Annotated in this window: 15 protein-coding genes; 9 read left to right on the top strand and 6 right to left on the bottom strand. The window is 63.9% G+C overall.

Features of this window, described 5'->3' with window-relative positions; genetic code table 11:
• Window positions 1–68: 68 nt before the first annotated feature.
• Window positions 69–266 carry a Flp family type IVb pilin gene (locus GPA22_RS04915; RefSeq protein ID WP_169254985.1) on the bottom strand — a complete coding sequence of 66 codons (198 nt, stop codon included), beginning with the start codon at window positions 264–266 and terminating at the stop codon, window positions 69–71.
• A gap of 86 nt (window positions 267–352) precedes the next feature.
• Window positions 353–538, bottom strand: coding sequence for a Flp family type IVb pilin (locus tag GPA22_RS04910; protein ID WP_169254984.1), 186 nt, complete (start codon window positions 536–538; stop codon window positions 353–355).
• 597 nt (window positions 539–1135) lie between these two features.
• On the opposite strand from GPA22_RS04910, the gene GPA22_RS04905 reads away from it, so the two are divergent.
• From GPA22_RS04905 to GPA22_RS04890, 4 genes are read left to right on the top strand one after another with little or no spacing between them, the layout of a single operon-like run.
• Window positions 1136–2656 (top strand): hypothetical protein, encoded by a 1521-nt coding sequence (locus tag GPA22_RS04905; protein WP_169254983.1) that lies wholly within the window; start codon window positions 1136–1138, stop codon window positions 2654–2656.
• Between the two features lie 10 nt (window positions 2657–2666).
• A complete protein-coding gene (locus GPA22_RS04900; RefSeq protein ID WP_169254982.1) occupies window positions 2667–3362 on the top strand; it encodes a class I SAM-dependent methyltransferase in 696 nt (231 codons plus the stop codon).
• Window positions 3350–3757, top strand: a complete 408-nt coding sequence (locus GPA22_RS04895) for a GtrA family protein (protein WP_211168940.1) — start codon at window positions 3350–3352, stop codon at window positions 3755–3757. Before GPA22_RS04900 ends, GPA22_RS04895 begins: the two co-directional genes overlap by 13 nt.
• Window positions 3754–4857 (top strand): glycosyltransferase family 2 protein, encoded by a 1104-nt coding sequence (locus GPA22_RS04890; protein WP_169254980.1) that lies wholly within the window; start codon window positions 3754–3756, stop codon window positions 4855–4857. The genes GPA22_RS04895 and GPA22_RS04890 overlap by 4 nt, the downstream gene beginning before the upstream one ends.
• Window positions 4858–5133: 276 nt before the next feature.
• Here the strand turns inward: GPA22_RS04890 and GPA22_RS04885 are convergent, their stop codons facing one another.
• The 3 genes from GPA22_RS04885 to GPA22_RS04875 form a co-directional block, all read right to left on the bottom strand.
• The gene (locus GPA22_RS04885; RefSeq protein WP_169254979.1) at window positions 5134–5754 is read right to left on the bottom strand and encodes a methyltransferase family protein; all 621 of its coding nucleotides are present in this window, start codon (window positions 5752–5754) and stop codon (window positions 5134–5136) included.
• A 264-nt stretch (window positions 5755–6018) separates the two neighbouring features.
• Window positions 6019–6705 carry a LuxR C-terminal-related transcriptional regulator gene (locus tag GPA22_RS04880; protein WP_169254978.1) on the bottom strand — a complete coding sequence of 229 codons (687 nt, stop codon included), beginning with the start codon at window positions 6703–6705 and terminating at the stop codon, window positions 6019–6021.
• Between the two features lie 12 nt (window positions 6706–6717).
• Entirely contained in the window at window positions 6718–8382 is a 1665-nt protein-coding gene (locus GPA22_RS04875; protein ID WP_246264085.1) for a sensor histidine kinase, read from the bottom strand.
• A gap of 227 nt (window positions 8383–8609) precedes the next feature.
• Between GPA22_RS04875 and fumC the strand changes: the two genes are divergently transcribed.
• Window positions 8610–10010 carry a class II fumarate hydratase gene (gene fumC / locus GPA22_RS04870; RefSeq protein ID WP_169254976.1) on the top strand — a complete coding sequence of 467 codons (1401 nt, stop codon included), beginning with the start codon at window positions 8610–8612 and terminating at the stop codon, window positions 10008–10010.
• Between the two features lie 122 nt (window positions 10011–10132).
• Here the strand turns inward: fumC and GPA22_RS04865 are convergent, their stop codons facing one another.
• A complete protein-coding gene (locus tag GPA22_RS04865) occupies window positions 10133–10804 on the bottom strand; it encodes a GntR family transcriptional regulator (RefSeq protein WP_169254975.1) in 672 nt (223 codons plus the stop codon).
• Between the two features lie 403 nt (window positions 10805–11207).
• Here GPA22_RS04865 and scpA point away from each other — a divergent pair, with 403 nt between their 5' ends.
• The 4 genes from scpA (at window position 11208) to accC (ending at window position 18338) form a co-directional block, all read left to right on the top strand.
• Entirely contained in the window at window positions 11208–13367 is a 2160-nt protein-coding gene (scpA, locus tag GPA22_RS04860) for a methylmalonyl-CoA mutase (RefSeq protein ID WP_169254974.1), read from the top strand.
• 106 nt (window positions 13368–13473) lie between these two features.
• Window positions 13474–14490, top strand: coding sequence for a methylmalonyl Co-A mutase-associated GTPase MeaB (meaB, locus tag GPA22_RS04855; RefSeq protein WP_169254973.1), 1017 nt, complete (start codon window positions 13474–13476; stop codon window positions 14488–14490).
• A 178-nt stretch (window positions 14491–14668) separates the two neighbouring features.
• Window positions 14669–16201 (top strand): acyl-CoA carboxylase subunit beta, encoded by a 1533-nt coding sequence (locus tag GPA22_RS04850; protein ID WP_169254972.1) that lies wholly within the window; start codon window positions 14669–14671, stop codon window positions 16199–16201.
• A 142-nt stretch (window positions 16202–16343) separates the two neighbouring features.
• Complete coding sequence (accC, locus tag GPA22_RS04845; protein ID WP_169254971.1) at window positions 16344–18338, top strand: acetyl-CoA carboxylase biotin carboxylase subunit; 1995 nt, start codon at window positions 16344–16346, stop codon at window positions 18336–18338.
• Window positions 18339–18541: the final 203 nt, after the last annotated feature.

Here is an 18541-nt window from a genome sequence, read left to right as displayed (position 1 = left end):
CCAAAAGCCAGTGTGGGTACGGACCCCGTCCGTTCCCACAACTGGTTGGGCGTGTCAGGTGTGCTTGATTACGCGCCGCCGCTGAAGCATGTGCTGGAGGGAGTCGAGATACACGTTGCGATCTTGTTGAAGAGGGTGTTGAGGTTGGTGCCCAGCGTCGATGCACCCAGAATGATCGCCACCGCGATTAGGGCTGCAAGCAGACCGTACTCGATCGCCGTCACCCCTTCCTCGTCACGAATGAATTGTTTGAGCATTTCCAGCATGATCCTCTCCTTCGTCAAGAATACGCCGGGCCTCCCGGCTGTCACCCGGAGCGGGAGGCCCGTTCCGGAAATCAGTACGCGCTGGATCACTGCGGTGGTATTGCGGCGGCCAGTGCGTCATACATTGCCTTTACTTCGGTTCCGAGGAGCGTGACGCCGGTCACTATCACTGCAAAAATCAGCGAAGCCAGCAGTGCATACTCGATTGCCGTGACCGCGTCCTGCTCCTGATAGAACGAAATTGCGAGCGTCTTGAACCGGCTGGCTTTCATCGTTCCGCTCCGTCCTGAACCCTTGATGCCAGCTTATGAAAACGTGATTCTCCATACATCGTTCATTGCGCCCTGACGGCTTAGGCATATGTGACTGTCGCGACCGGGACGAATGTCACGGGCCCGCGGGGAATTCACCGGGCGGGCGGGACGGGCTCGAAACAGAAGGGGCTTGGCTCGCGAGCAAACAAGGACAGCTCGATGTTTTTCATGCCCGGGTATCAGGGGCGACGATCGATCGGATTGGTTTTCCGAGGCCGTGACATCTTTCACATAATGCTTTGATGTCTCGTGTAGCCCGTGAAATACGCACGTCTTGTCCACTCGGGACAAGTTTATAAGGGATGCGGTCACCCCCGTTCTGAGCTGCCTACTCACCTTGCTTGTGAAGCCTGATTGTGAGCTCGCGAACGATACATGCCTCGCTATCAGCGCGCGTGCTTCTCGTTTCAGCGAATCGTGCCCTAGGTGGATAGGTATCCATGATTTCGGGTTGTCATGCTTGAATGGATGATTATGTTGTGTGGCAGCCTTACGCACGGGGTCACGGCCTCTCATGAATGATCCGGGATTGTCAGTCCTTGAAACTGGAATTCGTTGATCGATATGTCGACAGTGGAACGTGCCTGTAACGTCAATCCGCCTGGATTCCGGACTTTCGGGTTTTCCTGGCCATTGCTGACTGCGTTTTTTGCTTTTTCGCAGATATTGACCAATCAGCGGTTCAACGCAATTCTTGGCGATCCGGATACTTACTGGCATATCGCTGCGGGGCAGTGGATCCTGGCGAACAAAGCGGTTCCGCACGTTGACCCGTTTTCACATTCGATGCCCGGTGTTCCCTGGACAGCACATGAATGGCTGTCGGAGGTGGTGCTCGCAAGCGTGCAGGCACTCGCGGATTGGACGGGGCTGGTCGTATTGGTTGCGCTGCTTTTTGCCGGAACCTTGGCGTATCTGCTGCGTTTTCTGCTCGGCCGGATGGAGCCGATACATGCGCTGCTGCTGACGGCATTGGCTGCCGGCATGTTGATGGGGCATTTGCTGGCGCGCCCTCACGTTCTCGTATGGCCGCTGCTTGCCGTTTGGGTGGGAACCCTGGTGGATGCGGGGGAACGTCGAAGCGATCCTCCGTGGGGGGCGCTGATCCTGATGGTGTTGTGGGCGAATTTGCACGGCAGCTTTGTTCTCGGGCTTGGCTTGAGCGGCGTTCTGGCGCTGGATGCGGTGCTGAGCCAAGCTGCCGAATGTCGGCGCAAGGCGGCTGTCCGATGGGCGTGTTTTGTCGGCTTGGCCGTCTTTGCGGCGATGATTACTCCCTCGGGCTGGTGGGGGCTTTGGTATCCGGTGCAGGTGAGCGGCATGGATCTCGCCCTCAAGGTTATTTCGGAGTGGCGCTCGCCGGATTTCCAGAAACTGCAGACATTGGAAGTCTGGCTCATGCTGGTATTGGCTGCAGCGTGCTCGGGGCGCATGCGGCTGCCGTTGTTGAGACTGATCCTCATGCTGGGACTGGTGCACCTCGCGCTCAAACATCACCGCCATATGTCGGTTCTGGGGCTGGTCAGCCCCTTCCTGATCGCGACGCCTTTCGCGGCTGTCTGGCACAAGACGAAGGGAGCTATGCCTGATGCGGAGTCCCTGGATCGCATTTTTTCGGCATTTGCCTTGCCCGCACGACGCGGGGCAATTGCCGTGGCAGTGGTGCTTGCCGCAGTAGTGATCGGTGCAGTGCTTCAGACAGGGCGTTTCTCGCCCGCAGCCGCGAGCTCGCCCGAAGCGGCGGTCGACGCCGCCATTCGCGTGGGAGCTTCAGGGCCAGTTCTCAATTCGTACAATTTTGGTGGTTACCTGATCTATCGCGGCATACCTGTGTTCATCGATGGACGTGCCGACATGTATGGCGACGAACTGCTGAAGCGTTATATCGACGCGGTGGGACTGGCGGATACAGCCGCACTCGAGAAGTTGCTGGCGGATTACCGTATCGGCTGGACCTTGCTGGGAACGGGGACACCCGCTGTGGCGTTGTTGGACCACCTTCCCGGCTGGAGGCGGGTTCATGCCGACGGGGTGGCCGTCGCCCACGTCAGGGACTCCGTCGGTGCGGTTCAATGAGAGAGCATTGATGGAGCGAGCCGAGTTCGACCGTTGTGCGGACGAATACGAGCAGCAGCATGCTGCCAATATCGGGCTTTCGGGTGAAAGTCCGGCTTACTTCGCACGCTACAAGGTTCAGGATGTTGCGCGTTCTCCCGCAGCACAGGCCACCACGCGCATTCTGGACTTCGGTGCAGGCATAGGTGGTTCCGTTCCCTATTGGCGCGAGTTCTTTCCGCGGGCATCGCTGACCTGTCTCGACGTATCGGAGCGCTCGCTGGCGATTGCGCGTGATCGCTATCCGGGGGCTGTAGAGTATTGCTGCTTTGACGGCGTCACGATTCCGTTCGAGGACGGGACCTTCGACGTGGCGTTTGCGGCCTGTGTCTTCCATCACATTGATGCCGCCGCGCATCTGGCGCTCTTGCGCGAACTGCTACGGACGCTGGCCGACGGCGGGAGCCTGTTTCTGTTCGAGCATAACCCGCTGAATCCGTTGACACGACATGCCGTGGATACCTGTCCGTTCGACGCCAATGCCGTACTGATTCGGGCGCGTACGATGAGGGAGCGCCTGCGCGCGGCAGGTTTTGGCAGCGTCACACTTGCATACCGCATTTTCTTTCCCGGCGCTTTGCGCTTTCTGCGACCTCTGGAGCCGTATCTCGAATGGTTGCCGCTCGGCGCGCAATACCGTCTTTGTGCGCGGAGATGCAAGCCGTGAAGCGATGCGCGACCGTGTGGCGCTTTGGCGCGGTAGGTGTGGGCAACACGGCCGTCGGGCTGGCTTCCATTTACGGGGCGCGGGCGTCGGGATTGGGCGAGGTTGCAGCCAACGCGGCAGGATATGCGATCGGATTGATGTTCAGTTTTGCGCTGAACCGACACTGGACCTTTGCGGGGCGTGGCCCCTTGTTACGACATGCCGTGAAATTCTTGCTTGTCGTACTGTCTGCGTGGTTGCTGAATATCGTCACGTTGTTGGGTGCCATAGAGGTGGGGTTGGCCGCGGCCTGGGCTCAGGCGGTGGCGGTTCTGCCTTATGTGCTGGTCAGCTACTGCGGATGTCGATGGTGGGTGTTTGCGGATCGACCCTCGCAGGCGGAGGAGACGACATGACACGACTTGCCGTCGTTGTGCCCTGCTACAACGAGGCAGCGGTACTTCCGGATACCGCGCGGCGGCTGCTGACCGTGCTGGCCGATCTGCGGGCGCGGGGCAAAGCCGACGAGGGGAGCGCCTTGTATTTCGTTGACGATGGCTCATCCGACGGGACGTGGCAGATTGTGGAGGCGCTCGCTGCTAAGGAACGGCGAGTCCAGGGTATCAAGCTGTCACGCAATTGCGGACACCAGAACGCATTGTTGGCGGGCCTTTTCTCAGCGTCGGGCGATGCCGTGATCACAATTGATGCCGACCTGCAGGACGATCCGGAGGCAATCTCGGGCATGCTCGATGCGTACCATGGTGGAGCCGATGTCGTCTACGGGGTGCGCCGCTGCCGCACGGCCGATTCGTTCTTCAAGCGCTTCAGTGCGGAGGGCTACTACTGGTTGCTGGAGCGCCTTGGGGTCGAAATCATTTTCAATCACGCGGACTTCCGTCTGTTGTCGCGCCGCGCAATCGACGCGTTGAAGGGGTACGACGAACGGAATATCTTCCTGCGCGGTGTCGTCCCTCGGCTTGGTTTCAATAGCGCGATGGTGCATTACGACCGGACCGAACGGCCTGCGGGTGAAACCAAGTATCCGCTCGGAAAGATGGTGGCGTTTGCACTCGAGGGCGTTACGTCGTTTTCGGCGGCCCCGCTGCGTGCAATTACGCTCGTGGGGTTCGTGGTTTCGCTTCTGAGCTTTGCTGGTGGGCTATGGGCGTTGTGGGAGCGCTTGGTGAATCACGAGGGGGTGCCAGGGTGGGCGTCGACGCTCGTCCCGATGTTTTTTCTCGGGGGCGTTCAGTTGCTCAGCTTGGGAGTGATCGGTGAATACGTCGCGAAGACGTATATCGAGAGCAAGCGACGGCCCCGGTACGTCGTTGAGGGGCAAATCGGAAGCGGATTCGGCGGATCTGGCGACAAATTCGTCAGTGAGGCCGGTGACGTAGTGGACCGGCAGGGCCGAGTGTGGGATGTGCAAGTGGAGGTAAACGGGGATGGTCGGCTCGGCGGTCTCGATCGGGACCGTTTATTGGTTATGGGCGAGCAGAAAGTCGGTCGATAGGAGCGCGAGTCGTGGGGGACGGATGACCAGGACTTCCATAGCTACCCATATTGCAGGAGCGCAGCAAAAAAATACGTTGATAATCATGTGCGTGCATGCATTTGTTTGCGACCGCCTGTATTGTGGGGCTTTCTTTTTTTTACCGGCAATGGAGACGGAAAAGCTGGCGGCGATGGTCGAGGTATTCGAGGGGCTCGCGGATTGGCGCAGTGCGTAACTGAGCCAGGCTGCCGAATTCGGCGCGGGGCTGACAGTTGTCCCAGAGGAGGGCTGTGTTCAAAAGACATATGGGAGGAGGCGCCACCTGACCCGGTCTTGATAGGCGCGATACTCGGGTGTTTGACTCAGATGTCGTTCCTCGAAGAACACGCGCGCGACAAGGAAGCCAATGCTTCCCAATATGATCAGCAGGTTTTCGGCCGAGAAGTTGGCGGTCAGATAGGAAGTGTAATTGATCAGGTAGCTGAAATAGATTGGATGACGGACGAAGCGGTACATGCCATGGGTCTTTAGTTCGCGCAAGGCGGGAACCAGAGCGAAGCTGCGGTTGAGCGAGAGCACGCCAACGATCTGCACGGTCGATCCTAGAACGAGGCACCAGTCGGCAATCGCTATCGGGGTGTCAGTGGTCGGACGCAAGAATAGGGGAAGAAATGTCCCCGCCAGCGCGGTGACCCATTCATGGGGCCGCGTCGTGCAGGATTTCGGTTGGGTGCGGAGCAGGAAGAAAACGCCGATGGCCGTCTCGGCGAGACCAAACATCAACAGACTAGTTCTTCCGGTGAGGTGAAAACCGTTGAAGTGCGCGATCGCGAATAAGGCCCACAATATAGACAATATCACCCCGGACGCTCGGTGAAGGTGCGCTGACGCTGCGGTCTTTTCGAGGGGCTTCATGTTCATATCTCCACATGCGATTCGGTCACGCAATGGCTCGCACGTGCCACGAATCGCTCAGCGGTGGCACGAGGTGTTTGAAAGGGCATCGACGGCTAAGTGGTCAATCAAACACGCGGGAGTGAGGGCGCGCGTTCGGGGGCGCTCCTGTACGAGACACTGATACCTCCGTTCGCCCTGAGCCGGTCGAAGGGCATCTGCATGCGGTGGAGGCGCTTCGCTTTTCGCTGCGCCGAAACATTGTCCTGGGTGTCGCGAGACCGCTCAGGAATGGGCTTCCGTACCGATCCTGCGTTCCTTCGCGTACACATAGAGCTCGAGCCGGCCATGCACTTCGAGCTTGTGGTAGATCGTCGTGAGGTGGTTGCGCAGGGTGTGTTCGCTGATACCGAGGTCGTCGGCAATGACGAGGCTCTTGGCGCCTTTGTGGCGGACGACGGCGGTAATGACTTCGATTTCCTTGGGCGTGAGCGTGGCGATGCGGGCGTCGTCGGGGTTGGGGACGGCCTGGCGGGCGCCGGTGAGCATGTTCATGATGTCGCCGATGAGGGCGCGGTTCACCCACACGTCGCCTTCGTCCACCTTTTCGATGGCGCGTAGCAGGATTTCGACCGGCTCTTCCTTGCGTACGACGCCGCGAGCGCCTGCGAGCACGGCGCGGCGGTGGGTGTCGAGGTCGCGCGACCCTGTCAGTACGAGGATCTTCGCGCCGTAAGTGTGCAACAGTTCGGCGAAGGATGCGCTGGAATCCGCCCCGCCGAGATCGAGATCGATGACGATCACGTCCGCGTCGCGGCTGGCGGGGGAGGCGAGCAGTTCGGCGACGCTGGTCGCGCTGCCGGCGAGGCGCATGCGGTCGGCCGCGCCGATGAGGCGTTCCAGCCCCCACAGGGTGGCGCGATGGTCATCGACCAGGAATACCTGAATGGTGCGTTCGGTGACATCGAGCATGATCGTTGCCGCTTATGCTGTCTTCGGGATTGAGATCATTAGATCAGTAATGCCGTCCCGCCGGATGTCGACTACGACACATCCATTTACAGACTCCGCGCGTTCGACGATCGACCGCGGCACAAAGGGTTGCGGCGGCGATTGGATGTCGTGTGGATTGCGGATATTCACGACGCATGCATCGTCGTGGTTGCGCACGAGGATCTCCGAACGGGTTGCCGGGGTGTGGCGGCGGATGTTCGTGAGCGCCTCGCTGACCATCGGGAATATTGTCGCGGCGAGCTTGCGCCGCATTGGAATGGCGCCTTCGCATTGCACCGCCACGTCGATCCCGAACAGCTCGCGGAAGCGTTTGGCCTGGCGCCGCAGCGCCGGAAGCAGGGCGTCGTCCCCGTTGCCGCTGCCGTCGCGCATGCCGCTGACGAGTTCGCGCAGCGTGTGCAGTTCCTCCAGAGCGATCTGCTGCAGGGCTTGCACGTCGTCGCGTAGCGGATTGTCCGGCCCGGCCTTGCGGGCGAGGGCTTCGATGCCGTATTTGAGCCCGAGGTAGGGCTGGATCGCCGTGTCGTGCAGATCGCGGCCGATGCGCGCACGTTCGGTGGCCATGGCTTCGTCGGCAAGGCGTTCGAGCAGGCCGGCGTTCTCGATCACCGGGGTGAGCTGGTCGAGTATGCCCGCGAGCAGTTCGGCATCGTGCGAGCGGTAGCGGCGCTGACTGGATGCGAGCACAAGGCGGCAGGGATGGGGGCCGCGGCGGCACAGCGGAATCGCGAGCATGGAGTGAGCGTCGAGCGCGTCGGCGAGGTCCTGGACGGCGGCGCGTGCCGCGGCGGTCGGGGTCCGCCTGACGAGGTCGAAGCCGCTCGTGTAGCGCAGCGGAATCCGGCCGAACAGGTAGGTATGGTGATGCATGCTTGCAATGTTTGCAGGCAGTGCCGCGAGCGCGTCGACGAGGGCGCTGCGCAGTTCGCCGGTGACTTCGCTGAAGTCGCAGCCGCGGTCGGTGCGAAACAGGTGTGCTTCGCCGCCGGGGAGCCAGATCATGAGAAGACCGGGGTCGGCGGCAAAGTGGCGGGTGAGCCCTTGCAGCAGCGTTTTGGCAACGCGCTTCACGCCGAGGCGCGGGTCGGCCTCGCCGAGAAGCCGGTCGGCCACCGTGATTTGTTCGTTCATTCGCACGCCCGCGCGTGCGAGCCCTGCTACCAGGGGGCCGAGTATCAGGATGGAGAGCGGTTGCAGGATCACTTCGAGCGCGACTTTGCCCACCTGCAGGTCGCGCAGCATGATCTCGGCAGTGGCCCCCGTCGCGGCGAACAGCGACACGGCCAGGCCGGTCAGGAAGCCGAAGCTGAGGGCGGCGAAGAGCACGGGAAAGAGCAGCAGCAGCGTGTAGGTGGTGCCCTGCGTGCCGGCGAGCCACGCGAAGAGCAGGATCCAGGCCGCGTCGATCCACGAGGTAAGCGGCGAGCGTAGCGAGCGCAGGCCGTTGAGCTCGACCCAGCACAGCCAGCCGGCCCAGACGGCGTAGCCGAGCACAACGAGCATCATCGTCGGGCGCGTCGCCACCGACAGCGTCATCGCTTCCGTGGCCGCGACGATTGCGACGAGGACGCGGATGTTCGCCAGCACCCGCCGCAGTTCCGGGCTGCTGCCCGCGCCGGCGGCCGTTGTGTACATGCGGGCTTGTCTATTGGAGTTGCCGTCGGTTCCAGGCATCGCGTGGAGTCTCTCCCGGGCTGCGCGTCGCTCGCGGCCCGAAGTCGCCGCTTCCTTGCCCGGTGTGAATGGTAGCCGTGCGGAATGTTTGCGCTAAGTTACAAAATCACGGAGCCCGTGCGAGGAGGAATCCCCGCCGGCAGCGGGCGTCAAAGAAAAGTACGCCGGAAAACGGCCGGGAGACGAGCATGAAAGCGACGCGCACCGAAACCGACTCGATGGGCTCCGTCGAGGTCGCGGCGGACCGTTACTGGGGCGCGCAGACCGAGCGCTCGCTCGCCCATTTCCCGATCGGCACGGATCGCTTCCGCTGGGGACGGCCGATGATCCGTGCGCTCGGCATCCTGAAGAAGGCCGCGGCGCAGGCGAATGCCGAGCTGGGCGAACTGGCGCCCGAGCTGGCGGAACTGATCGGCCGCGCGGCGGACGAGGTCATCTCGGGCGAGCTCGACGCGCACTTCCCGCTGGTCGTGTTCCAGACCGGCTCCGGGACCCAGTCCAACATGAACGCCAACGAGGTGATCGCCAATCGCGCGATTGCGCTGGCGGGTGGCACCATCGGCTCGAAGCGGCCGGTGCATCCGAACGACCATGTCAATCGCGGGCAGTCGTCGAACGACACCTTTCCGACCGCGATGCACATCGCGATCGTCGGCGAACTGCACGAGCGCCTCCTGCCCGCCGTGCAGCGCCTGCGCGACACGCTGGCGGACAAGGCGAAGGCCTACGAGGAAATCGTCAAGACCGGGCGCACACATCTGCAGGACGCGACACCGGTCACGCTCGGGCAGGAGATCGGCGCGTGGGTGGCGCAGATCGACTTCGGGCTCGCTGCGGTGGGGGCGAGCCTGCCGGGGCTGCATGAGCTGGCGATCGGCGGCACGGCGGTCGGGACCGGGCTCAATGCGCATCCGCGCTTCGGCGACTGCGCCGCGGCGGCGATCGCGGAGCTGACGGGCCACCCCTTCCGCAGCGCGCCGGACCGCTTCTTCGCGCTGGCCGCGCATGACGCGCTGGTGCAGGCATCGGCCGCGCTGCGCACGCTCGCCGGCGGGCTGATGAAGATGGCGAACGACGTGCGCTGGCTCGCGAGCGGTCCGCGCTGCGGCATCGGCGAATTGCTGATCCCGGAGAACGAGCCGGGCTCGTCGATCATGCCGGGCAAGGTGAACCCCACGCAGTGCGAGGCGCTGACGATGGTGTGCGTGCAGGTGTTCGGCAACGATGCCGCGGTCGCCTTCGCCGGCACACAGGGCAATTTCCAGCTCAACGTCTACAAGCCGGTGATGGCGCACAACGTGCTGGAAAGCATCGCGCTGCTCGCCGATGCGTGCGACGCCTTCGAGACGCATTGTGCGCGTGGCCTCAAGCCGAATCTGCCGCGCATCCGCGCGAATCTGGAGAAGAACCTGATGCTGGTGACGGCGCTCAATCGCCACATCGGCTACGACCGCGCGGCCGAGATCGCGAAGAAGGCGCACCGCGAGGGCTTGTCGCTGCGCGAGGCGGCGCTGGCGAGCGGCTACGTCGGCGCGGAGGAGTTCGACCTGTGGGTCGATGCCGAGGCGATGACGCGGCCGGGCGGGTGAGGGACGCTCCGCAGGGCGGATGAGCCGAAGGCGTTATCCGCCGGATGGGGTGTGCGGATCGACCCGCGCAGACGGCGGAAGGCGCTTCGCTTTTCCGCCCTACGATTCTTCGACGCCGTTGCTCACGCGACCTTGTTGCGCGCCTTGGCGATGCGCCCGAGGGCGGCGCGGCCGCTGCGGATGTGGGCGCGCATCAGCAGTTCGGCCTCATCGGCACGGCGCCCGGTCAGTGCCGCGAGGATGCCCCGATGTTCCGCGAGCGACTGTTCGAGGCGTCCTTCGCTGAACAGCGAATGGTGGCGCGACAGCTTGATGACGCGGCGCAGGTCCTCGATCGCGTGCTGCAGCCAGCGGTTGTCGGTGATCTCCTGCAGGGCGAGGTGGAAGGCCTGGTTGGCCTCGAAGAAGCCGTTGATGTCCTCGGCCGCCGCCGCCTTTTCGAGGTCGGCGTGGATGCCGCGCAGGCGATCGAGATCGGCGTCGGTGGCCTTCTGCGCGGTCGTCTGCGCGCACTGACCTTCGAGCAGCGCCATCACGGTGAAGATCTCGTCGAGGTCGCGCTCGGAGATCTCGGTGACGTAGCAGCCGCGACGCGGCTTGAGCGTGACCAGGCCCTCGGAGGCGAGCACCTTCAGCGCTTCGCGCAGCGGCGTGCGCGAGATCCCGTAGTCGTCGGCCAGCGCCTGTTCGTCCACCCAGGTGCCGGGCGGCAGTTCGTGCGAGAAGATTCGCTGGCGCAGTCTTTCGGCCACCTCCTGGTACAGGGCGAGGGGGGCGATGCGGGATGCAGTCATGAGTAATTTTTGCTGGCAGGGTGTGGCGGCCGCGAGTCTAACGGATCTGCGAGAAACCTTCTGCACGGGCCGGATCGGCTCACGCGCGGTTTCCCGGAAAACGCCTCAGCGACGCGCGGTCGATTTCGCTGTTGCATTCATAATTATGGATAAAGTATTATTTCTCCGCTCGCACAAGTCAACTTCCCGGGCACGACGCAGAAAGGGAAATCGTCCGGTCGACGCCATTGCGTTTGCGGGGCGAGAGGGAGAGGGAGCTGCGTCGATAGCGCGGGAGCGCCGGCGACCGCCCGTGGTCCATGGACTGCGGGCGGTCTCGTCGTCGCCGACAAGACGTTTGATCAGCAGTACACAACATAGCAACGCCGCTTGCCGCGGCCTTTGGAATCAGAGAGGGTTTGTCATGCCGAACGACAAGATGCCGGCTTATCCGCAGTCGGACGTGGAAGCCTGGAACAAGGCCGCCGCGAAGCAGGCGCCGGGTGGCGACGTGGAGAAGCTCAACTGGGTCACGCCCGAAGGCATCGCGGTGAAGCCGCTGTATACGAAGGCCGACACCGCCGACCTGCAGCACGCCGATACCTTGCCCGGTTTCGAACCCTTCCTGCGCGGCCCGCAGCCGACGATGTACGCGGTGAAGCCGTGGACCATCCGCCAGTACGCCGGCTTCTCGACCGCCGAGGAATCCAACGCCTTCTACCGCAAGGCGCTCGCCGCCGGCGGCCAGGGCGTGTCGGTCGCGTTCGACCTCGCGACGCACCGCGGCTACGACTCCGACCATCCGCGCGTGACCGGCGATGTCGGCAAGGCCGGTGTCGCGATCGATTCCGTGGAAGACATGAAGATCCTCTTCGACGGCATCCCGCTCGACAAGATTTCCGTGTCGATGACGATGAACGGCGCCGTGCTGCCGATCCTCGCCGGCTACATCATCGCCGCCGAGGAGCAGGGCGTCTCGCAGGACAAGCTCTCGGGGACCATCCAGAACGACATCCTCAAGGAGTTCATGGTCCGCAACACCTACATCTACCCGCCGACGCCGTCGATGAAGATCATCGCCGACATCTTCCAGTACACGTCGTCGCACATGCCGAAGTTCAACAGCATCTCGATCTCCGGCTACCACATCCAGGAAGCGGGCGCGAACCAGGCGATCGAACTCGCCTTCACGCTCGCCGACGGCCTCGAGTACGTCCGCACCGGTATCAAGAGCGGCATGGACGTCGACACCTTCGCGGGCCGCCTGTCCTTCTTCTGGGCGGTCGGCATGAACTTCTACCTCGAGATCGCCAAGATGCGCGCGGCGCGTCTGCTGTGGTGGCGGATCATGAAGCAGTTCAACCCGAAGAGCGCGAAGTCGATGATGCTGCGCACGCACTCGCAGACTTCCGGCTGGTCGCTCACCGAGCAGGACCCGTACAACAACGTCGTGCGCACGACGATCGAGGCGATGGCCGCGGTGTTCGGCGGCACGCAGTCGCTGCACACCAACGCGCTCGACGAAGCGATCGCGCTGCCGACCGACTTCTCGGCGCGTATCGCGCGCAACACCCAGATCATCATCCAGGAAGAGACGCACATCTGTAACGTCGTCGATCCGTGGGCCGGCTCCTACATGATGGAGAAGCTCACGCAGGACATGGCCGACAAGGCCTGGGCGCTGATCGAGGAAATCGAGGCGATGGGCGGCATGACCAAGGCGGTCGAGTCCGGCTGGGCCAAGATGAAGGTCGAGGAATGCGCCGCCGACAAGCAGGCGCGCATCGACTCGGGCAAGGACGTCATCGTCGGCGTGAACAAGTACAAGCTGGCGAAGGAAGACCCGATCGAGATCCTCGACATCGACAACCACGCCGTGCGCGAGGCGCAGATCGCGCGCCTCACCAAGATCCGCGCGACGCGCGACAACGCCGCGGTGCAGGCCGCGCTGGCGGCGCTGACGAAGTGTGCCGAAACCAATGAGGGCAACCTGCTCGATCTCGCCGTCAAGGCGGTGCGCCTGCGCGCCACCGTCGGCGAGATCTCGGATGCGCTGGAGAAGGTCTTCGGCCGCTTCCGTGCCAACCCGCAAGCCGTGTCCGGCGTGTATGGAGCCGTCGTGGAAAACGATGTCGACTGGAAGGACCTGAAGGCCGAGATCGAAGCCTTCGTCGCCGAAGAGGGGCGCCGCCCGCGCATCATGATCGCCAAGCTCGGCCAGGACGGCCACGATCGCGGCGCGAAGGTGGTTGCGTCCGCGTTCGCCGACCTCGGCTTCGACATCGACATCGGCCCGCTCTTCCAGACGCCGGAAGAGGCCGCGCGCCACGCGGTCGAGAACGACGTGCATGCGGTCGGCTGCTCCAGCCTCGCCGCGGGCCACAAGACGCTGGTGCCGCAGATCGTCGGCGAGCTGAAGAAGCTCGGCGCGGACGACATCGTCGTCTTCGTCGGCGGCGTGATCCCGGCACAGGATTACGACACGCTGTATGCTGCCGGGGCAAAAGGCATCTTCGGGCCGGGCACGCCGATTCCGGTGGCCGCGCGCGAAGTGCTGAAGCAGATCCGCGCCGCGAAGGCCTGATTTCCGTAGGGCGGAAAAGCCGAAGGCGCCTTCCGCCGTATGTCGCACCGGTGGCGGAAGGCGCTTCGCTTTTCCGCCCTACGTGAACCGCCCCGTTGATGCCTCGATGTCGATGAACAAGCCCGAACACCTGCCCGCCCTCGATGCCGCCGACCAGGCGTTGGTCGAGGGCGTGCGTGCGCGTCAGCTGCGTCCGCTCGCGAAGACGATCACCTTGATCGAGTCGCAGCGCGAGGACCACAAGGCCCGCGCGCGCCAGGTGCTGGAGGCGCTGCTGCCGCAGACCGGTGGCGCGATGCGGGTGGGCATCTCCGGTGTGCCGGGGGTGGGCAAGTCGACCTTCATCGAGGCGCTGGGCCTGTACCTCATCGAGCAGGGCCTGCGCGTCGCGGTACTGGCCGTCGATCCGTCCTCGTCGCTGACGGGCGGCTCGATCCTCGGCGACAAGACGCGCATGGAGCTGCTGAGCCAGAACCCGGCGGCCTTCATCCGCCCGAGCCCGTCCGCGGGCAGCCTCGGCGGCGTCGCCGAGAAGACGCGCGAGACGATGCTGGTGTGCGAGGCCGCGGGTTTCGACGTGATCATCATCGAGACCGTCGGCGTCGGCCAGAGCGAGACCGCGGTGGCGGGCATGAGCGACATCTTCTGCCTGCTGCAGCTGCCGAACGCGGGTGACGACCTGCAGGCGATCAAGAAGGGCATCATGGAGATCGCCGACCTGATCGTCATCAACAAGGCGGACATCGATGCGGGTGCGGCGATGCGCGCCAAGTCGCAGATGAAGACGGCGCTGCACATGCTGCGCCCGGCGAGCCCGAACTGGACGGTGCCGGTGCTGACGCTCTCCGCGCTGCAGAAGCAGGGCATCGCCGATTTCTGGACGGCGGTGACGGACTACCGCAAGGCGATGACGGCCTCGGGCGAGTTCGAGGCGAAGCGGCGCCACCAGGCGCTGGCGTGGATGTGGGACCTGATCGATGCCGGGCTGCGCAGCCATTTCCGTGGGCACGCGCAGGTGAAGCAGGAATTGCCCGCGCTCGCGCGGGCGGTGGAGGAGGGCACCACGACGCCCTCGGCCGCAGCGATGCGATTGCTTGGATATGTGGAGAAGGACGCTCCGTAGGGCGGATGAGCCGAAGGCCGGATTGGGCACATGCGCCGCCGCATGAATCGGAGCCGAGGAAGGTCGGATTGGCGCATGCGGCGGAAGGCGCTTCGCTTTTCCGCCCTACGATCTGAATAGAGTTGAACGCCCGGCCGGCACAAGGCCGGGACAGCAGAACAAGTCAAGGAGGTCATCAATGCAAGAGATCATTCGCCAGCTCGACGAAAAGCGCGCGAAGGCGCGCCTCGGCGGCGGTCAGAAGCGCATCGACGCGCAGCATTCCAAGGGCAAGCTCACGGCGCGCGAGCGCATCGAGCTGCTGCTCGACGAAGGCAGCTTCGAAGAGTGGGACATGTTCAAGGAGCACCGCTGCACCGAGTTCGGCATGGAAGCGGACCACACGCCGGGTGACGGCGTCGTGACCGGCTACGGCACCGTCAACGGCCGCCTGGTGTTCGTGTTCTCGCAGGACTTCACGGTGTTCGGCGGCTCGCTGTCGGAGACGCACGCCGAGAAGATCTGCAAGGTGATGGACCACGCGATGAAGGTCGGCGCGCCGGTGATCGGCCTCAACGACTCGGGTGGCGCGCGCATCCAGGAAGGCGTCGATTCGCTCGGCGGCTACGCGGACGTGTTCCAGCGCAACGTGATGGCCTCGGGCGTCGTGCCGCAGATCTCGCTGATCATGGGCCCCTGCGCCGGCGGCGCGGTGTATAGCCCGGCGATGACCGACTTCATCTTCATGGTGAAGGATTCGTCCTACATGTTCGTGACCGGTCCCGAAGTCGTGAAGACCGTGACCCACGAGGAAGTGACCGCCGAGGAGCTGGGCGGCGCGATCACCCACAACACCAAGTCGGGCGTGGCCGACCTCGCGTTCGAGAACGACGTCGAGGCGCTGATGATGACGCGCCGCCTCGTCGGCTTCATCCCGTCGAGCAACCGCGAGAAGGCCCCGACCGTGCCGGCGATCGACCCCGCCGAGCGTCTGGACTTCTCGCTCGACACGCTGGTGCCGAGCAATCCGAACCAGCCGTACGACATGAAGGAAGTCATCTTCAAGATGGTCGACGACGGCGACTTCTTCGAGCTGCAGCCCGACTACGCCAAGAACATCATCATCGGCTTCGCGCGCATGGAAGGCGCGCCGGTCGGCATCGTCGCGAACCAGCCGCTGGTGCTGGCGGGCTGCCTCGACATCAAGAGCTCGATCAAGGCGGCGCGCTTCGTGCGCTTCTGCGATGCGTTCAACATCCCGGTGGTGACCCTCGTCGACGTCCCGGGCTTCATGCCGGGCACCACGCAGGAGTACGGCGGCATCATCAAGCACGGCGCCAAGCTGCTCTACGCCTATGCCGAGTGCACGGTGCCGAAGGTCACGATCATCACGCGCAAGGCCTACGGCGGCGCCTACGACGTGATGTCGTCGAAGCACCTGCGCGGCGACGTGAACTTCGCCTGGCCGTCGGCCGAGATTGCGGTGATGGGCCCGAAGGGCGCGGTGGAGATCATCTTCCGCGGCGAGAAGGACGACCCGGCCAAGATCGCCCAGCGCGAGGCCGAGTACAAGGCGCGTTTCGCGAACCCGTTCGTCGCGGGGGCGCGCGGCTTCATCGACGACGTGATCATGCCGCACGAGACGCGCAAGCGCGTGTGCCGCTCGCTGTCGATGCTGAAGAACAAGGAACTCGAGAATCCCTGGCGCAAGCACGGCAACATCCCGCTCTGACCGATCTGGCATCACGCATGGCGGCGTTGGCTTCCTCGTCTGCTCCTCGCCGTACTGGCGTACTGTCTCGTCGCCGCCTGCGTCGCCGCCTTGCCCTGCGTGCGCCATATCGCTCAGTTGTCGCTTCGAATTGAGGAAAGAAATGTTCAAGAAAATCCTGATCGCAAACCGCGGCGAAATCGCCTGCCGCGTGATCAAGACCGCCCGCAAGATGGGCATCGCCACCGTCGCCGTGCATTCCGAGGCCGACAAGGACGCGCTCTTCGTCGAGCTCGCCGACGAGGCCGTGTGCATCGGCCCGGCGCCGTCGAAAGAGTCCTACCTGGTGATGGACAAGATCATCGCCGCCTGCAAGCAGACGGGCGCCGAGGCGGTCCATCCGGGTTACGGCTTCCTGTCGGAAAACGCCGAGTTCTCGCGCCGCCTCGAAGAGGAAGGCATCAAGTTCATCGGGCCGAAGCACTACTCGGTCGCCAAGATGGGCGACAAGATCGAGTCGAAGAAGCTCGCGATCGAAGCCGGCGTGAACACCATCCCCGGCTACAACGACGCGATTGCCGGTCCGGCCGAAGCGGTCGAGATCGCCAAGAAGATTGGCTACCCGGTGATGATCAAGGCCTCCGCCGGCGGCGGCGGCAAGGGCCTGCGCGTCGCGTACAACGACCAGGAGGCCTTCGAAGGCTTCTCGTCCTGCGTCAATGAAGCGCGCAACTCCTTCGGCGACGACCGCGTCTTCATCGAGAAGTACGTGCTCGAGCCGCGCCATATCGAGATCCAGGTGCTGGGCGACTCGTTCGGCAACTACGTGTATCTGAACGAGCGCGAGTGCTCGATCCAGCGTCGTCACCAGAAGGTCATCGAAGAGGCGCCGAGCCCCTTCCTCGACCCGGAGACGCGCAAGGCGATGGGCGAGCAGGCGGTGGCGCTGGCGCGCGCGGTGAACTACGAGTCGGCCGGCACGGTCGAGTTCGTCGTCAGCGGTGCGACCAAGGAGTTCTACTTCCTCGAGATGAACACCCGCCTGCAGGTCGAGCATCCGGTCACCGAGCTCATCACCGGCCTCGATCTCGTCGAGCAGATGATCCGTGTCGCCTACGGCGAGAAGCTGCCGCTCGCGCAGGCCGATGTCACGATCAACGGCTGGTCGATGGAATGCCGCATCAACGCGGAAGATCCCTTCCGCGGCTTCCTGCCCTCGACCGGCCGCCTCGTGAAGTTCCAGGCGCCGGCCGAAGTGCCGGGCCAGGTGCGCGTCGACACCGGCGTGTTCGAAGGCGGCGAGATCTCGATGTACTACGACTCGATGATCGCCAAGCTGATCGTGCATGGCGCGAACCGCGAGCAGGCCATCGAGCGCATGCGCGACGCGCTCAACGCCTTCGTGATCCGCGGCATCAGCTCGAACATCCCCTTCCAGGCCGCGCTGCTGCAGCATCCGCGCTTCTGCTCGGGCAACTTCAACACCGGCTTCATCGCCGAGGAATACCCGCAGGGCTTCGACGCGTCGATGGTGCCGCACGACGATCCGGCGCTGCTCGCGGCGGTCGCGACCTTCGCGCGCCTGCGCTACATCGACCGCGCCGTGCAGATCGACGGCCAGCTCGCCGGCCACGGCCGCAAGGTCGGCGGCGCATGGGTGGTGGTGATGGGCGGCAAGCAGTACCCGGTCGCGGTTCAGCGTCTGGAAGGCGGCGGGCTGGAGATCACCCACGCCGACAAGACCTACCGCATCGTCTCCGACTGGACCTTCGGCGACCTGCTGTTCCAGGGCACGGTCAATGGCGTGCCGATCTGCCTGCAGATCGAGCGCCGCGGCCTGCGCTACCGCATCTCGCACTGCGGCCTGCAGGTCGAGCCGATCGTGATGACCGAGCGCGCGGCCAAGCTGCTGTCGCTGATGCCCGAGAAGCTGCCGCCGGACATGTCGAAGTTCCTGCTGTCGCCGATGCCCGGCCTGCTGCGCGACATCTGCGTCGCCGAAGGCCAGGAAGTGAAGGCGGGCGAGAAGCTCGCGATCATCGAGGCGATGAAGATGGAAAACGTGCTCAAGGCCGAGCAGGATGGCAAGGTCAAGAAGCTCGTCGCGAAGCCGGGCGCGAGCCTGTCGGTGGACGAGGTGATCATCGAGTTCGAGTGATCGCCGCGGGCGCCGTCGCAGATGCGGCGGCGCACAGCGCTTTTCCCGAAAGCCCGCGTAAGCGGGCTTTTTCTTTTTGGTGCGCCCGGCAGGGCGCACTCACTTGGAGGTGGAAGTCCTCTACTCGCCCGGCAAGGGGAAGAGTTAGCCGAACGGCAAGGGTGTCGCGGGTAACTGCGAATCTGGAGGAAGCCGAAGGCAAA

Origin of the sequence: Aromatoleum toluvorans (genome assembly GCF_012910905.1) — a bacterium.
Taxonomy (GTDB): Bacteria; Pseudomonadota; Gammaproteobacteria; order Burkholderiales; family Rhodocyclaceae; genus Aromatoleum; species Aromatoleum toluvorans.
The sequence above is the reverse complement of the archived record's forward strand: the minus strand, read 5'-3'. Positions and strand labels throughout refer to the sequence as shown.

Excerpts from the sequence above, each read along its gene's own strand:
- accC (WP_169254971.1), top strand. The coding sequence starts at position 16,344 with ATGTTCAAGAAAATCCTGATCGCAAACCGCGGCGAAATCGCCTGCCGC.
- fumC (WP_169254976.1), top strand. The coding sequence starts at position 8,610 with ATGAAAGCGACGCGCACCGAAACCGACTCGATGGGCTCCGTCGAGGTC.
- scpA (WP_169254974.1), top strand. The coding sequence starts at position 11,208 with ATGCCGAACGACAAGATGCCGGCTTATCCGCAGTCGGACGTGGAAGCC.
- meaB (WP_169254973.1), top strand. The coding sequence starts at position 13,474 with ATGTCGATGAACAAGCCCGAACACCTGCCCGCCCTCGATGCCGCCGAC.
- GPA22_RS04910 (WP_169254984.1), bottom strand. The coding sequence starts at position 538 with ATGAAAGCCAGCCGGTTCAAGACGCTCGCAATTTCGTTCTATCAGGAG.
- GPA22_RS04895 (WP_211168940.1), top strand. The coding sequence starts at position 3,350 with ATGCAAGCCGTGAAGCGATGCGCGACCGTGTGGCGCTTTGGCGCGGTA.
- GPA22_RS04915 (WP_169254985.1), bottom strand. The coding sequence starts at position 266 with ATGCTGGAAATGCTCAAACAATTCATTCGTGACGAGGAAGGGGTGACG.
- GPA22_RS04885 (WP_169254979.1), bottom strand. The coding sequence starts at position 5,754 with ATGAAGCCCCTCGAAAAGACCGCAGCGTCAGCGCACCTTCACCGAGCG.
- GPA22_RS04850 (WP_169254972.1), top strand. The coding sequence starts at position 14,669 with ATGCAAGAGATCATTCGCCAGCTCGACGAAAAGCGCGCGAAGGCGCGC.
- GPA22_RS04865 (WP_169254975.1), bottom strand. The coding sequence starts at position 10,804 with ATGACTGCATCCCGCATCGCCCCCCTCGCCCTGTACCAGGAGGTGGCC.
- GPA22_RS04880 (WP_169254978.1), bottom strand. The coding sequence starts at position 6,705 with ATGCTCGATGTCACCGAACGCACCATTCAGGTATTCCTGGTCGATGAC.
- GPA22_RS04875 (WP_246264085.1), bottom strand. The coding sequence starts at position 8,382 with ATGTACACAACGGCCGCCGGCGCGGGCAGCAGCCCGGAACTGCGGCGG.
- GPA22_RS04900 (WP_169254982.1), top strand. The coding sequence starts at position 2,667 with ATGGAGCGAGCCGAGTTCGACCGTTGTGCGGACGAATACGAGCAGCAG.
- GPA22_RS04890 (WP_169254980.1), top strand. The coding sequence starts at position 3,754 with ATGACACGACTTGCCGTCGTTGTGCCCTGCTACAACGAGGCAGCGGTA.